The sequence below is a fragment of the Pseudomonas sp. PB103 genome (assembly GCF_009764635.1).
Classification (GTDB): Bacteria; Pseudomonadota; Gammaproteobacteria; order Pseudomonadales; family Pseudomonadaceae; genus Aquipseudomonas.
In genome coordinates this window covers 1-13,691 of sequence record NZ_RWIL01000060.1, presented here as the reverse complement: position 1 = coordinate 13,691, position 13,691 = coordinate 1, and the positions used below count along the sequence as shown (strand labels likewise).

Annotated in this window: 17 protein-coding genes; 9 read left to right on the top strand and 8 right to left on the bottom strand. The window is 59.6% G+C overall.

Features of this window, described 5'->3' with window-relative positions; translation table 11 throughout:
- Positions 1–39: 39 nt before the first annotated feature.
- Positions 40–987: an ABC transporter substrate-binding protein gene (locus EJA70_RS11775; protein ID WP_158830863.1), complete on the bottom strand. Its 948-nt coding sequence runs from the start codon at positions 985–987 to the stop codon at positions 40–42.
- Positions 988–1,282: 295 nt separating this feature from the next.
- Here EJA70_RS11775 and EJA70_RS11770 point away from each other — a divergent pair, with 295 nt between their 5' ends.
- The 4 genes from EJA70_RS11770 to EJA70_RS11755 all read left to right on the top strand — a co-directional run bounded on the left by EJA70_RS11770 (position 1,283) and on the right by EJA70_RS11755 (position 4,511).
- A complete protein-coding gene (locus tag EJA70_RS11770) occupies positions 1,283–2,263 on the top strand; it encodes an aliphatic sulfonate ABC transporter substrate-binding protein (protein ID WP_158830862.1) in 981 nt (326 codons plus the stop codon).
- A 62-nt stretch (positions 2,264–2,325) separates the two neighbouring features.
- Complete coding sequence (locus EJA70_RS11765; protein ID WP_008085827.1) at positions 2,326–3,165, top strand: ABC transporter permease; 840 nt, start codon at positions 2,326–2,328, stop codon at positions 3,163–3,165.
- Between the two features lie 47 nt (positions 3,166–3,212).
- Positions 3,213–3,893: an SOS response-associated peptidase gene (locus tag EJA70_RS11760; protein WP_158830861.1), complete on the top strand. Its 681-nt coding sequence runs from the start codon at positions 3,213–3,215 to the stop codon at positions 3,891–3,893.
- A 345-nt stretch (positions 3,894–4,238) separates the two neighbouring features.
- Positions 4,239–4,511: a hypothetical protein gene (locus EJA70_RS11755; protein WP_158830860.1), complete on the top strand. Its 273-nt coding sequence runs from the start codon at positions 4,239–4,241 to the stop codon at positions 4,509–4,511.
- A 47-nt stretch (positions 4,512–4,558) separates the two neighbouring features.
- Here the strand turns inward: EJA70_RS11755 and EJA70_RS30835 are convergent, their stop codons facing one another.
- The 4 genes from EJA70_RS30835 to EJA70_RS11740 all read right to left on the bottom strand — a co-directional run bounded on the left by EJA70_RS30835 (position 4,559) and on the right by EJA70_RS11740 (position 5,923).
- Positions 4,559–4,705 (bottom strand): hypothetical protein, encoded by a 147-nt coding sequence (locus EJA70_RS30835; protein ID WP_178116848.1) that lies wholly within the window; start codon positions 4,703–4,705, stop codon positions 4,559–4,561.
- A gap of 63 nt (positions 4,706–4,768) precedes the next feature.
- Entirely contained in the window at positions 4,769–5,080 is a 312-nt protein-coding gene (locus EJA70_RS11750; protein WP_176472272.1) for an AzlD domain-containing protein, read from the bottom strand.
- Positions 5,080–5,778 carry an AzlC family ABC transporter permease gene (locus EJA70_RS11745; protein ID WP_158830859.1) on the bottom strand — a complete coding sequence of 233 codons (699 nt, stop codon included), beginning with the start codon at positions 5,776–5,778 and terminating at the stop codon, positions 5,080–5,082. Before EJA70_RS11745 ends, EJA70_RS11750 begins: the two co-directional genes overlap by 1 nt.
- A complete protein-coding gene (locus tag EJA70_RS11740) occupies positions 5,771–5,923 on the bottom strand; it encodes a hypothetical protein (protein ID WP_158830858.1) in 153 nt (50 codons plus the stop codon). Before EJA70_RS11740 ends, EJA70_RS11745 begins: the two co-directional genes overlap by 8 nt.
- A gap of 38 nt (positions 5,924–5,961) precedes the next feature.
- Between EJA70_RS11740 and EJA70_RS11735 the strand changes: the two genes are divergently transcribed.
- Positions 5,962–6,897, top strand: coding sequence for a GGDEF domain-containing protein (locus EJA70_RS11735; protein ID WP_158830857.1), 936 nt, complete (start codon positions 5,962–5,964; stop codon positions 6,895–6,897).
- Positions 6,898–6,949: 52 nt separating this feature from the next.
- The gene (locus tag EJA70_RS11730; RefSeq protein ID WP_158830856.1) at positions 6,950–7,330 is read left to right on the top strand and encodes a DUF2784 domain-containing protein; all 381 of its coding nucleotides are present in this window, start codon (positions 6,950–6,952) and stop codon (positions 7,328–7,330) included.
- On the opposite strand, the gene EJA70_RS11725 is transcribed toward EJA70_RS11730, so the two are convergent.
- Positions 7,327–7,854, bottom strand: coding sequence for a DUF3087 domain-containing protein (locus EJA70_RS11725; RefSeq protein ID WP_158830855.1), 528 nt, complete (start codon positions 7,852–7,854; stop codon positions 7,327–7,329). The two genes, EJA70_RS11730 and EJA70_RS11725, sit on opposite strands and share 4 nt — an antisense overlap.
- Positions 7,855–8,077: 223 nt before the next feature.
- Here EJA70_RS11725 and ppnN point away from each other — a divergent pair, with 223 nt between their 5' ends.
- Positions 8,078–9,451 carry a nucleotide 5'-monophosphate nucleosidase PpnN gene (gene ppnN / locus EJA70_RS11720; RefSeq protein WP_105704980.1) on the top strand — a complete coding sequence of 458 codons (1,374 nt, stop codon included), beginning with the start codon at positions 8,078–8,080 and terminating at the stop codon, positions 9,449–9,451.
- Between the two features lie 218 nt (positions 9,452–9,669).
- Complete coding sequence (locus tag EJA70_RS11715) at positions 9,670–10,404, top strand: ABC transporter substrate-binding protein (protein WP_158830854.1); 735 nt, start codon at positions 9,670–9,672, stop codon at positions 10,402–10,404.
- A gap of 260 nt (positions 10,405–10,664) precedes the next feature.
- On the opposite strand, the gene EJA70_RS11710 is transcribed toward EJA70_RS11715, so the two are convergent.
- Complete coding sequence (locus EJA70_RS11710; protein ID WP_158830853.1) at positions 10,665–12,059, bottom strand: FAD/NAD(P)-binding protein; 1,395 nt, start codon at positions 12,057–12,059, stop codon at positions 10,665–10,667.
- Positions 12,060–12,623: a helix-turn-helix domain-containing protein gene (locus tag EJA70_RS11705; protein WP_158830852.1), complete on the bottom strand. Its 564-nt coding sequence runs from the start codon at positions 12,621–12,623 to the stop codon at positions 12,060–12,062.
- A gap of 85 nt (positions 12,624–12,708) precedes the next feature.
- Between EJA70_RS11705 and EJA70_RS11700 the strand changes: the two genes are divergently transcribed.
- Positions 12,709–13,647, top strand: coding sequence for a DMT family transporter (locus EJA70_RS11700; protein WP_158830851.1), 939 nt, complete (start codon positions 12,709–12,711; stop codon positions 13,645–13,647).
- Positions 13,648–13,691: the final 44 nt, after the last annotated feature.

Genomic DNA, 13,691 nt, shown 5'->3' with positions numbered 1-13,691 from the left:
GGTTGGATAAGGTACACAGGGTTTGGTTCCGACGCTCGTTCAGTGCGCAAACGCTTGTTGGAAAGAGGTGTCGATGATCCCTGCGGTGGCCAGCGGCGTTGGCAGCGCTTTGACCTTGAACAGAAAGTCTGCGGTGCCTTGCAGGTCCGTCGCGGCTTGCTGATCCACCGGCCCGACGGTCATGTGCGCCTGGCGCAGCCAGTGCCGGGAAACCTGTTGATCGAGATTGGCCTTCTTCGCCCACAGATCGGCGTACTCGTCGGTATGGTTGTCAACCCAGGCCCGTGCCTGCTTCAAACGCCCGAGAAAATCGGCGATTGCCTCACGCTTGCTATCGATCGATGGCGTCGAGGCCGCGATAGCGCTGAGCCCCGGCATCAGGTTTTTCGCGGTGAGAATCGGCCGGGCACCGGAGAACAGGATCTGCTGGGAAATGTACGGTTCCCAGACCGGGAAGGCATCGATGCTGCCCTGCGGCAATGCGGCGGCGGCATCGATCGGCATCAATTTGACGAAGTCGACATAGTTTTCCGGTAGGCCGCCCTGCTCCAGAGCGCGCAGCGTCAACTGCTGGCTCCAGGCCCCCGGCCAATAGGCGACTTTCTTGCCCTTCAGGTCTGCAATGGTTTGCACCGGCGAGTCCTTCGGCACCAGCAGGGCAATGGTGTCGGGGTTCTGCCGTGAGACACCGATGAGTTTCACCGGTGCCTGTTTTGCCGCCAGAAACAGAAAGCCCGAGTCTCCGAGAAAGCCCAGATCCAGCGATCCAGTCTGCAAGGCTTCTGCCAGCGGCGCTGCGGCCTGAAAGTGTTTCCAGTCGACGGTGTAAGGCGCGTCCTTCAAAACCCCGGAGGCTTCCACCGAAGCGCGGATGTTGTAGTAATTCTGATCACCCACGTGCAGGACTAACGGCTCGGCGGCGTAGGAAAGTGGTGAGGTAAATAAAGCCGCGGTCAGCGCGCGGCGTAGGAAACGGGAAAGCTTCATGGCGAGTCCTGCAAAGAGGGTTTGCATAGACCATAACGCTCTTAATATTTACTTTTGAAATTCGATTAACGCATAAGCTCAGCACCGTCACTATCGACTGTTGGCTGAGCAACAGTGGCCGTCCACACTGTTTCCCGCACAACACCTGAATTCCCCTCCCAAGCAATAAATCCCCCGTATTCCGGGGCTTTGGCTCACATGGCACAGAGCCTGCAATATTCCATTCATGCAGGAAGCATTCGATAAAAATATCTTTTTGGACATAAGAAACCTGTGCCTTCGCCGGAGCGCGCCCATGACATCGTTCTTCCCTCGTATCAAGACACTGCTGGCTGCCAGCGCCATTGCCCTGAGCCTGCAACCCATCGCTCATGCCGCCGAAATCGCACCGGCGGAGGTGCACCTTGATTACGCCTATTACTCGCCGGTGAGTCTGGTGCTGAAGAATTTCGGCTTCCTCGAAAAGGCCCTGCCCAACACCAAAGTCAGCTGGGTGTTGAGCCAAGGCAGCAACCGCTCGCTGGAATACCTCAACAGCGGCGGCGTTGACTTCGCCTCCAGCGCCAGCCTCGCGGCAGTGCTGAGCCGCGCCAATGGCAGTCCGATCAAATCGGTTTACGTCTACAGCCGCGCCGAATGGACGGCGCTGGTGGTGCGCAAAGATTCGCCGTATCAATCCATCGCCGACCTCAAGGGCAAGAAGATCGCCGCGACCAAAGGCACCGATCCTTACCTGTTCACCTTGCGCAGCCTGCAACAGGCCGGCTTGAAAAAAGACGACGTCGAACTGGTGCACCTGCAACATCCCGATGGCCGCACGGCGCTGGAAAAAGGCGATGTCGACGCCTGGGCCGGCCTTGATCCGCATATGGCCGCCAGCCAGGTGCAAGCGGGTTCGCGCTTGCTCTACCGCAACCCGGCCTTCAACAGCTACGGAGTGATCAGCGTCACTGAGCAATACGCCAAAGAGCATCCGCAAACCATCGAGACGGTGATCAAGGCCTACGAACAGGCCCGCGACTGGGCGCTAAAAAACCCTGACGCGTTCGCCGCCCTGCTCGCCAAGGAATCCGGACTGCCGCTGGACGTGGCCAAATTGCAGCTGTCGCGCACCGACCTGAACAGCCCGCAACTGACGACAAAAGATGTCAGTGCCTCCAAGGCTGCCGCGCCGATTCTGGTCTCCGAAGAGTTGGTGCGTCGCGGGGTGAATGTCGATCAAGTCATCGATCAATTGCTCGACAGCGGTGTGCAGCAAGCCGTCGCCCGCCAGTAACCGAACAGCTTCATGACAAATCCGCGCCCGTCGCGGTTTTGTCGTGAGCGGAGCCCGATTTCATGAACAGTCACAGCAAACAGCTGCCCGCGCCACTCGTTGCGCCGCGACGCACGTCGCCCCTTCATCCGACCTGGCAGCGCCGTTTCAAAGGTCTGGCCTTACCGCTGCTGATCGTTGTGCTGCTGGAAATTATCGTACGCATCGGCTGGCTGCCGTCCTACCAGATGCCAGCGCCCAGCGAGATCGCGCTGACCCTCACCGACCTCGCCGAAGGCGCCTTGTGGAAACACATCGGCGCGAGCCTGATTCGCGTGCTGTTGGGCTTCGCCATTGGCGCCAGTCTGGCGTTGGTATTTGCCGCGTGGGTCGGTTTGAGCCGCGAAGCCGAGGCGTATCTGGAGCCGACGTTCGCCGCCCTGCGCGCAATTCCGAGTCTGGCCTGGGTGCCACTGTTGTTGCTGTGGCTGGGCATTGATGAAACCTCGAAAATCGTCTTGATCGCCATTGGCGCGTTCTTCCCGGTGTACGTCAATGTTGTCGCGGCCATTCGCAACATCGATCGCAAACTGGTCGAGGTCGGTCATATCTACGGCTTCAGCCGCCTGCAATTGGTGCGGCGAATCTTGCTGCCCGCCGCCCTGCCCGGCTTGTTCACCGGGTTGCGCAGCGGCATGAGTCTGGCGTGGATGTTTCTCGTTGCGGCCGAGTTGATCGCCGCCACCAAAGGCCTGGGCTATCTGCTCAGTGACGGCCGCGAAACCTCACGGCCGGACATCGTACTGGCGGCGATTATCGTGCTGGCCTTGCTCGGCAAGCTCAGCGACGGAGTGCTGGCGGTGCTCGAACGACGCTGGCTGAAATGGCGCGATACGTTCACCGGTCAGGGCGCACAGGATTGAGTGCGAAGAAGCAACTACGCTGAAATTTCCTACCGGAGATTCAGCCCATGTGCGGAAGACTCTCGCAGTACCGAGGCATCCACGACTTCGTCGCCGTCCTGAGCATTCCCGATGCGCTGATCAACTATGTCGGCGACGCGCCATTGGCTCGCTACAACGCTGCACCGACCACCGCACTGGCCGTGCTCCACCAGCATGAGCAAACGCTCTACGCCGAAAACCTGCGCTGGGGTTGGCGTCCGCATTGGGCCAAGGATCGCGCGGCGCCGATCAATGCGCGGGTGGAGAAAGTCGCCCATGGACCGTTCTTTCGCGCGATCTGGCGCCATCGGCTGATCGTCCCCGTCGACAACTGGTTTGAATGGGTCGATGACGACGACAAAACCCGACAACCCTGGCTGATTCGTCGGGCAGATCAAGGTCCGGTTTTCTGCGCAGCCATCGGTCAATGTCCTACGCCCGAGGCGCAGGCTCGGGACGACGATGGTTTCGTGATCATCACCGCCGACAGCGTGGGCGGCATGCTCGATATCCATGACCGACGGCCGGTGGTGTTTCGCGCAGAATTGGTGCAGGAATGGCTCGACCCGGCGACGCCCGCCGAACGCGCCGAACAAATGCTCCTGTTCGAAGGTGAAAGTCCTGAAACCTTCGAATGGTACAAAGTCGGTAAAGCAGTCGGTAACTCACGCAATCAGGGCGCCAACTTAATTATTCAGCAAGCCTAAACATCCCCCAACCTCACCCGTTCACTCATGTAGGAGCTGCCGCAGGCTGCGATCCTTTGCCCTTGTTTCTTCATGAGCAAAGGCAAGATCAAAAGATCGCAGCCTGCGGCAGCTCCTACCGGTGAGCCGTTGGCGTTACAGGGGGTGTTTCATCCTTGAGACAGCTTGAATAAAACAGTCGTTTGAGTGAACTAACCGCCTGTCTGACATTTCAATCGTCATACATACATTTAGTAGCACTACGGCTAGCATGCGCGCCGCATTTCCGATTGGTATACCAGTTGACCAAAGAGTCAAGAAACCAGGAATCCACAACAACTTTTACAAGCCTTGCAGAGAAATAAGTTGCGCGACGATTTTGCAATCAAACAGGTCAGCGGCCTGGAGTGTGTTTATCTGTCGATGACAGAACGCTTTGAACTCGACTGTTTTATCGGCCACTACATCAAGACCCGAAACCTGCGTACCGTTCCCGACATCGAACGCGTCCTGCGCACCACCCTCGAAGGGTATCCCGGTCATCCGCCGGTGATGGTCAACGAGTTGAATGCCTGGATCGACAGAACCTTGGGATATCGGGCTTCACACCCCGATTTCACGCAGTTGGACGATCTCTGACACAACAAAAAGCCCCGCATTTGCGGGGCTTTTTTTGTGGTGACTGGTCAAAACTTGCGGTCAGGATCGGAAAGCTCTCTGCCGTCATCGTGCTTCCAGGTTTGTTCCTTGTGCTTCTCCCGCTCTATTTCTTCTTGCGTCGGCTCATCGTTGTCTTCGTCATCCGGTTCCGGATGCTTCTGCTCAGTCGCCATGCTCGCCTCCTGTCACAAGTAAAGGGTCATCTTTACAGCGTAGAACAGTTTCCATCAGACAACTTACAACCACCAACGCAGTAAAAAGAAGAACGCCATGCTCAATAACATGCTGAGCAAGGTATTGCGTGTGTAGATCACCAGGGCAATGGCCACCAGCGAACTAAGCAGATAAGGGTTGTCCCACTGCAGATTCAGCTGTTTGTCCGGCATGAACACGATCGGCCCGCAAATGGCGGTGAGCATGCCCGGCACCGCAAACCCGAGAAACTGCCGAGCATTGCTGCTCAAACGCACCGGCAAGCGCGGTTCGAGGAACACGTAACGGTTGAGGAACACCAGAATCCCCATGCCGAATATCACTGCCCAGACCATCATGTGCGCCCCCGATACAGCTTGTTGCAGATAAACCCGGCGGTCATCCCCGCCAACCCCGACAGCACCAGCGCCGAACCCCATTGCCAGTAACTGAACAGCACCGAACAGAACAGCGATACCGCCACGCAAACCACCGTCGGCACGTTACGCACCACCGGTGTGATCAAGGCAATGAAGGTGGCCGCGATCGAGAAATCCAGCCCCAGATGTTCCAGCCCCGGAATGCTGCTGCCCAAGACGATGCCAGCGAGGGTGAAGAGATTCCAGGCGATATAGAACGTCAGGCCGACGCCCAGCGCATACCAGCGATTGAACTGTTGGCGATCATGCTGACTGGTCAGCGCAAACAATTCATCGGTGAGCAAAAAGCCCAGGCCGATCCGCCAACGCCCCGGCAGCGGTGAAATCACCGAGCGCATGCTCATGCCGTACAACAAATGCTGCGAGGTCAGCAGCAACGTCGTCAGCAGAATCGAGAAAATCCCTGCGCCGCCCTTGAACATGCCGATCGCCACCAACTGCGCAGCGCCAGCAAAAACGATGCTCGACAGGCCCTGACCTTGCAGCGGCGTGAGGTTGGCTTCAATCGCCATGGAACCGGCTAACAGACCCCATGGTGCGGTGGCCAGTGACAGCGGCATGATCGCCGCAGCGCCGCGAAGAAACGCACTGCGCGGCATGAGTGAGTCAGACATAACGCTCTTCAACCGAGGAAACAGTCGGCAACTCTGCCAGTAATGGCTGTTTTTTGGCTTGAACAATCTTGCGCACTTGCAAGAAATCTCCGCAACGTCGCCGTTCATCGGCGTGCTGCTTGCAAGCATTGCGCGCCAACAACATGCTGGCAGCGCATTTTCCCTCCGAGACCGTGCCCCGCCATGACCGCCATCGACAGTGACGTGTACAAGACTCTGCTGGAATCGACCAAAGCCATCCCGTGGCGGATCGACTGGAAAACCATGACCTTCAGCTACATCGGCCCGCAGATCGAAACCCTGCTGGGCTGGCAGCAGGACAGTTGGGTCGGGGTCAACGATTGGGTCGAGCGCATGCACCCGGATGATCGTGATTACGTCGTCGAGTTTTGCGTTTCGCAATCCCGCGCCGGCGTCGATCACGAGGCCGACTATCGCGCCCTGACCCGCAGCGGTGAGTACGTGTGGATTCGCGACGTCGTGCACGTGGTGCGCAAGGACGGCGAAGTCGAGGCGCTGGTGGGGTTCATGTTCGATATCAGTGAACGCAAGAAAACCGAAGAACACCTGATCCGCCTGCAAAAGCAACTGGAAGAGTATTCGTTCCAGGACGGCCTCACCGGCATCGCCAACCGGCGGATGTTCGACACCGTGCTCGAACGCGAGTGGATCAGCGCGCAGCGCAGCGGATTGCCGTTGTCGCTACTGATCCTCGATATCGATTATTTCAAGCAATACAACGACCATTACGGCCATCTCAAAGGCGACGAATGCCTGCGCCAGGTGGCCAAGACGCTGTCGCTGGCGGCCAACCGACCACGGGATTTCATTGCACGGATCGGCGGTGAAGAATTCGTCTGGCTATTGCCGGAAACCGACGCCGAGTCAGCGCGCCTGGTGGCGCGCAAATGCCTGCACCTGATACGTCAGCAGCAGATTGCTCATGCGCATTCGCCGGTTTCGTCGCTGGTCAGCCTGAGCCTTGGTGTCGGCACCGTACAGCCGGCAATTGCCAGCGATCCCCTGCCCTTCATCGAACAAGTCGACAAACTGCTCTACCAGGCCAAGCACAATGGACGGATGCGCGCCGAGTTTGCCGACTTTCGCAGTGAGCGATAACGCGCTCGCTGGCGTAACATAGCGGCCATCGCAATTACGTCAGGGAGACACCATGCTGTACCGAATCGCAGCCGACGGGCTGGTGCTGTTTCATTTGTGCTTCATTTTGTTCGTGCTGTTCGGCGGACTGCTGGTGCTCAAGTGGCCGCGTTTGATGTGGCTGCACTTACCCGCAGCCGCCTGGGGCGTGGCGGTCGAAGTGTTGCACCTGACCTGCCCGCTGACGTACTGGGAAAACCTCATGCGCCACGCCGCCGGGCAGACCGAATACGCCGGCGGCTTCATCGAGCATTACATCTGGCCGATCATCTACCCGGCCGGGCTCACTCCGCAGATTCAACTGGCGCTTGGCAGCGTGGTGCTGGCGGTCAATCTGCTGGTCTACGGTCGCCTGTTCCGCGCTTGGAAACTGCGCAGCAAGCAGGCGCTTTAACGCGAAGCCTGTTTGAGGTGTTCCAGCCACGCTGGATCCAGGCGCGTCTGTTCGGTATCGAGACCCAGCGCCTGCATCCGCTCCTTGTGCGCCTCGACTTCCCGCCACAGTTGCCCATGATCGCTGGAGTTGCCGTCCAGTTCATGCATCTGCGTCAGCCCCAGATGGTAGAAACGCAGCACTTTCATGGCCGTCGGATCATTCTTCTCGACGGCTGCCGTCACCTGATGCATCACATTGGTGATGCTCATCAGGCTGCGCTTGAGCCGCCAGCTGTACACCGCCGGGGCCATCCAGGTCTGATGCCAGAAGCGCCCGCGCAGCAAGCCCGCCGTCAGCAGAAACGCCACAAACACGCCGCCGACATTGAACCGCAGGTTATCGCCGCCGGGCTCGCCGAACAGCGCCACCGCGACGCTGGAAAACAACATCGCCAGCACCAGGAACAGCACGGCGATGATGATCGTGCTGCGGCGGGTCTGCTGGCGAAAGGTGGCGGCGTCCATCGGCTGAATCTCGAACATCACAAATGACTTCCTTGAGCGACAAAAGGGGCAATCAAAAAAACTCGTCGGCGCATTATCGCCTCCACGAGGGATTTAGCTATGCTGGGGCTCCTTTTCATCTTTTCAGCGTCCAACGGGGACATGGCGGTACAGCGCAGATCGTGCCATCTTCATTCATGGATACACACTATTCGGATGCCATCGCCTAGTCTTGAGATGACATCGTTTTAAGGATCATTGCATGACCCAACGACACGTAATCAATGCCTCGGTCAGCCCGAAAGGCAGCCTGGAAACCCTTTCTCAACGTGAAGTTCAGCAACTGAGCGAAGCCGGATCCGGCAGCACCTACACCCTCTTCCGCCAGTGCGCCCTGGCCATCCTCAACACCGGCGCCCATGTTGATAACGCCAAGACCATCCTCGAAGCCTACAAGGACTTCGAAATCCGCATTCACCAACAGGATCGTGGCGTACGCCTGGAGCTGTTGAACGCTCCGGCCGATGCCTTCGTCGACGGCGAAATGATCGCCAGCACCCGTGAAATGCTCTTCAGCGCCCTGCGCGACATCGTCTACACCGAAAACGAACTCGACAGCCAACGCATCGACCTGACCACCTCGCAAGGCATCAGCGACTACGTCTTCCACCTGCTGCGCAACGCACGCACCCTGCGTCCGGGCGTCGAGCCGAAGATCGTCGTGTGCTGGGGCGGCCACTCGATCAACACCGAAGAATACAAATACACCAAGAAAGTCGGCCACGAACTGGGCCTGCGCAGCCTCGACATCTGCACCGGCTGCGGCCCCGGCGTGATGAAAGGCCCGATGAAAGGCGCGACCATCGCCCACGCCAAACAGCGTATTCATGGCGGCCGCTACCTCGGCTTGACCGAGCCGGGCATCATCGCCGCCGAAGCGCCAAACCCGATCGTCAACGAGCTGGTGATCCTGCCGGACATCGAGAAACGTCTGGAAGCCTTCGTGCGCGTTGGCCACGGCATCATCATCTTCCCGGGCGGTGCCGGTACCGCTGAAGAATTCCTTTATCTGCTCGGCATCCTGATGCACCCGGACAACGCCGGCCTGCCGTTCCCGGTCATTCTCACCGGGCCGAAACACGCTGCGCCGTATCTGGAGCAGCTCGACGCCTTCGTCACCGCCACCCTCGGTGAAGCCGCCAAGCAGCACTACGAGATCATCATCGACGACCCGGCCGAAGTGGCGCGGCAGATGACTCAAGGCCTGAAAGCGGTGAAGCAGTTCCGTCGCGAGCGCAACGACGCGTTCCACTTCAACTGGCTCCTGAAGATCGACGAAGGCTTCCAGCGTCCGTTCGATCCGACCCACGAAAACATGGCTAACCTCAAGCTGCACCGCGACCAGCCACCGCACGAACTCGCGGCGAACCTGCGTCGGGCGTTCTCCGGGATCGTTGCCGGCAACGTCAAGGACAAGGGCATTCGCCTGATCGAAGAACACGGGCCGTATCAGATCCGTGGTGACGCAGCGATCATGCAGCCGCTGGATGCACTGCTCAAAGCCTTCGTCGCCCAGCACCGGATGAAACTGCCGGGCGGCGCGGCGTACGTGCCGTGCTACCGAGTCGTGGCATAACCCCCGGGTAGGGGTGAGCCTGCTCGCGATAGCGGTCAATCAATCAGCATCAATGTTGACTGATACGCCGCCATCGCGAGCAGGCTCACTCCTACAGTTTGCATCCATCCCACCTAACCGATCCGTCCTGTTTTCTGACACAAAAGCCCCGCAGATTCCTCACGACAGCCACCCTCGGCCCGTACTAAGCTGCGCGATTGTTTTTTCAGGGACGTTTCATGAAACGGATTGCCGCGTGTCTGCTCTCACTGTTGGCCCTCACGGCCAACGCAGCGGATCTGCAACTGCTCAGCGACAACCACCCGCCCCTGCACTTCCTGCAAGGTGATCAACTGGTCGGCTACGGCGTCGACGTGGTCCGTGCGCTGGCCGAGCAAACCGGTGATCAGATCCACCTCCAACAAGTGCCGTTGCTGCGCGCGCTGCATCTGGCCAGTGAGCATCCGGACACCGGTGTGTTCACCGTGTTGCGCACCGATGAGCGCGACAATCGCTATCAGTGGGTCGGGCCGTTGATTGAAGTGGAAACTGCCCTGTACGCCCAGGACAACCAACACCCGCCGGTGCACGATTTGCGCGAAGCCGATGCGATCGGCCGCATCACCGTGCCGCGCAAATGGCTGGCCTACAGTTTTCTGCAACAGCAAAACCTGAACAATCTCTACGGCGTGGAAACACCCGAGCAGATGATGCGTCTGTTCAGTCTTGGCCGAACCGACTTCGTCGTCTCCGACACCTTGTCGATCGCCTCACTGGCGCGCGGCCAAGGCATGGAACCCGGGCGCTTGCAGTATCAGATCCCGCTGATGAAACAGGACACCTACATCGCCTTCTCGCTGCAAACCGATCCGCACCGGGTCGCCCGCTGGCAACGCGCGCTGAACAAACTGCGCGCCAATGGTCGGCTGGAACAACTGCGTCAGCGCTGGCTGGTAGGTGCACTGCCAAGATAAGTATCGGCTGAATTGACGCCATCGCTGGCAAGCCAGCTCCCACAGGGATTCAGGGGGCTCAAGATTAATGGCTACACACAATCCCTTGTAGGAGTGAGCCTGCTCGCGATCGCGGTTTATCAGCCTGGATGAATGGGGCTGACACACCGCTATCGCGAGCAGGCTCACTCCTACAGGGATCTGGATTGAATGAGGACTTTGTGGCGGCAGCAGAAACCGTGGGAGTTCGCTTGCCAGCGATGGGGCCAATTCAGGCAGCCTCAAACCACAAGACGCGCCGCCAGTGCCTTCGCCTGCAACGCCACATCGGTCACCGCCGTACTCTCCCACCACATCCCCCGCAACGGCGGCCCCATGGCGAACAACCGCTCGGCGGGCACCCCGTTCGCATCCAGCACCGCACCTTCAACTGTCGCTGCAACCCCCAACGCCAACGGCCCCGGTTGCACCAATCCGCGAGCCAGCAACTGTTGCGGCAACGATCTTGCGACACGCCGCCAGTCGTACTCGATGCCACTGGAATTGATCAACGCCGCGCCCTGCACGACGCACGTCTCGTGTTCGCCACGACGACGGATGCGGATGCTCACAGCAGCGTTCGAATCGGGCTCAAGGCCTTTGAACGAGGCTGCGTGAATACGCAACCGACCTTGGCTGTGCAACCGCTGCAGCAGTTCGGCGCTCAACGGCGGTGAGCGATGATGATGGCTCTCCCACCACGGCCGCACGTGACGTACGAATTGTCGACGCTGCACGTCAGTCGCCTGACTCCACAATCGGGCAATGTGCACACGCACGGTGTCCAGGGGTGCTTGCCAATCGATGCCTTGGGCGATTGCGTCACGACATTGCCGACGTAATTCGCGCAGCAACTGTCGCGGCGTACGGAGGCTGTGATCTTCGCCCAGAAAATCCACCCAGGCCGGTGGTTGTCGACGTACATGGGGTAACAGGCCGTGCCGGGAAAAAACCTCGATCGGCCCGCGATGCCCGGCCTGCTCCAGTGAGACGACAGCATCGACCATGGTCAGGCCGGAGCCGATGATCAGCACGGTCGATTGCGGATCGAGTTGGCGCATGGCCGCAACGTCCCACGGATCCAACGCGGCCGCGTTAACGCCGCTGGATTCGGTCTGCGGGGTGCGAGCCGCAGGAAACATGCCTGTTGCAATGACCGCAAACCCGGCCCGCAATCGTTGCCCATCGCTCAAAGTCAGCTGCACGGCATCGACATCCGCCTGCAGATCAACCACCTCCGCCCGCACATGCTCAACCGTCGAACCGTACGTCGCACCAATCGCCTGCGCTTCGGCCAAGCGCTGCTGTACATACACACCAAACAGCCCGCGCGGCGGGAACAGTTCACTGATCGGCACAGCCTGTTCGGCCGATTCCGGCCAGCCACCGGCGGCAATGTGCGCGGTCAGCCATTGCGTCAGGTCATCAGGGTTGTCCGGGTCGACACTCATCCGCGCCGCATTGCCATTGAGCGTATGGCCCAACTCGACGGCGCTATAGGCCTCGCCACGCCCCAACTCGGTACGCGGCTCGACAATCACAATCGTGCGCTGGCCAGGCAGGCGCAGCAGTTGCACCGCCAGCATCGTGCCGCTGAGGCCCCCGCCAATGATCAGGATGTCTGCGTTCTGACTCATTCAAATCACCACATTACGAACGAACCGCGCCGCGACGTCGCCATCATTGCGATAGGTGTGCGGCTGATTGCTGGCGAACATGAAAAACTCGCCGGTGCCAATGTGCTGCGGCTGATCGCCGAGCATCAACGTCAGGCAACCTGCGAAGACATAAATCTGCTCGCTCCAGCCCTCGGCATCCGGTTGCGAGGGATAGACTTCGCCCGGTTGCAGGCACCACTCCCACTGCTCGACTTCGCGGGTGGCGGTGGCTTTCGACAGCAGCACCGCTTTGCTGCCCGGAATGGTACCCGCCCACGCCAGCTCATTGATCCGGCTCGGGTCGCGCGCCTCCGGGGCCTGGATCAAATCACTGAAGGCGACTTCCAGCGCAGCGGCAACGCGATCGAGCGTGGTCAGGCTGACATTTTTCTCACCGGCCTCGATCGCCACCAGCATCCGCCGACTGACGCCGGACCTTTCCGCGAGCACGGTCTGACTCATGTCCGCCGCATGGCGCAGGCGTCGAACGTTCTGACTGACGTGCTGAAGGACGGACATTCTTGGGCTGGAATCTTTGGGCACTATATTGCTCACTCGGTGGGGTTGGGCAGTATACTGCGCAACGTTGGGCGCATTGTGCGTCCTGCCTTTTACAGTGCGCAAGGTCATGACGTCGGTGAACAACTCCCCCACCTCCCTCCGTTTCTCGAAATTCAGCAAAGCCGAATGCGTGCTGGTACTGATCACCATGATCTGGGGCGGCACCTTTTTGCTGGTTCAGCACGCGATGACCGTCAGCGGACCGATGTTCTTCGTCGGCCTGCGCTTTGCCGCAGCGGCATGCATCGTCGCGCTGTTCTCCTGGCGTCACCTGCGCGACCTGAGCCTGTTCGAACTCAAGGCCGGTGCCTTTATCGGTGTGGCGATCATGCTCGGTTACGGCTTGCAGACGGTTGGATTGCAGACGATCCCCAGCAGCCAATCGGCGTTTATTACCGCGCTTTACGTGCCGTTCGTGCCGCTGCTGCAATGGCTGGTGCTTGGCCGGCGCCCGGGGTTGATGCCGAGCATCGGCATCATGTTGGCGTTTACCGGTTTGATGCTGCTGTCGGGGCCATCGGGCGCCGCGCTGAATTTCAGCCCCGGTGAAATTGCCACGCTGATCAGCGCCATCGCGATTGCGGCGGAAATTATTCTGATCAGCACCTACGCCGGCCAGGTCGATGTACGCCGGGTGACGGTCGTGCAACTGGCGACGACGTCAGTGTTGTCGTTTTTGCTGGTGGTGCCGACCGGTGAATTGATTCCGGACTTTTCCTGGACGTTGCTGGTGACTGCGCTGGGGCTGGGCGCGGCGAGTGCGGCGATTCAGGTGGCGATGAACTGGGCGCAGAAGAGTGTTTCGCCGACTCGGGCGACGTTGATCTATGCCGGTGAGCCGGTGTGGGCAGGGATTGTCGGGCGAATTGCGGGGGAGCGGCTGCCGGCGATTGCGCTGGTCGGGGCCGGATTGATTGTCGCGGCAGTGATTGTCAGTGAGTTGAAAACCAAGGGTAAGGTTGTTGCTGAAGTCGATGAAGAGTTGGAGGGTGAAAGCAGCAACTGAAAGCAAAATCAAAAGATCGCAGCCTGCGGCAGCTCCTACACGGA

What these genes read in the sequence shown, in the direction of transcription:
- EJA70_RS30835 (WP_178116848.1), bottom strand. Translation starts at nt 4,705, where the DNA reads ATGGCGACTGAGCAGAAGCATCCGGAACCGGATGACGAAGACAACGAT.
- EJA70_RS11710 (WP_158830853.1), bottom strand. Translation starts at nt 12,059, where the DNA reads ATGAGTCAGAACGCAGACATCCTGATCATTGGCGGGGGCCTCAGCGGC.
- EJA70_RS11745 (WP_158830859.1), bottom strand. Translation starts at nt 5,778, where the DNA reads ATGTCTGACTCACTCATGCCGCGCAGTGCGTTTCTTCGCGGCGCTGCG.
- ppnN (WP_105704980.1), top strand. Translation starts at nt 8,078, where the DNA reads ATGACCCAACGACACGTAATCAATGCCTCGGTCAGCCCGAAAGGCAGC.
- EJA70_RS11770 (WP_158830862.1), top strand. Translation starts at nt 1,283, where the DNA reads ATGACATCGTTCTTCCCTCGTATCAAGACACTGCTGGCTGCCAGCGCC.
- EJA70_RS11765 (WP_008085827.1), top strand. Translation starts at nt 2,326, where the DNA reads ATGAACAGTCACAGCAAACAGCTGCCCGCGCCACTCGTTGCGCCGCGA.
- EJA70_RS11750 (WP_176472272.1), bottom strand. Translation starts at nt 5,080, where the DNA reads ATGGTCTGGGCAGTGATATTCGGCATGGGGATTCTGGTGTTCCTCAAC.
- EJA70_RS11725 (WP_158830855.1), bottom strand. Translation starts at nt 7,854, where the DNA reads ATGTTCGAGATTCAGCCGATGGACGCCGCCACCTTTCGCCAGCAGACC.
- EJA70_RS11730 (WP_158830856.1), top strand. Translation starts at nt 6,950, where the DNA reads ATGCTGTACCGAATCGCAGCCGACGGGCTGGTGCTGTTTCATTTGTGC.
- EJA70_RS11760 (WP_158830861.1), top strand. Translation starts at nt 3,213, where the DNA reads ATGTGCGGAAGACTCTCGCAGTACCGAGGCATCCACGACTTCGTCGCC.
- EJA70_RS11715 (WP_158830854.1), top strand. Translation starts at nt 9,670, where the DNA reads ATGAAACGGATTGCCGCGTGTCTGCTCTCACTGTTGGCCCTCACGGCC.
- EJA70_RS11775 (WP_158830863.1), bottom strand. Translation starts at nt 987, where the DNA reads ATGAAGCTTTCCCGTTTCCTACGCCGCGCGCTGACCGCGGCTTTATTT.
- EJA70_RS11700 (WP_158830851.1), top strand. Translation starts at nt 12,709, where the DNA reads ATGACGTCGGTGAACAACTCCCCCACCTCCCTCCGTTTCTCGAAATTC.
- EJA70_RS11735 (WP_158830857.1), top strand. Translation starts at nt 5,962, where the DNA reads ATGACCGCCATCGACAGTGACGTGTACAAGACTCTGCTGGAATCGACC.
- EJA70_RS11740 (WP_158830858.1), bottom strand. Translation starts at nt 5,923, where the DNA reads ATGTTGTTGGCGCGCAATGCTTGCAAGCAGCACGCCGATGAACGGCGA.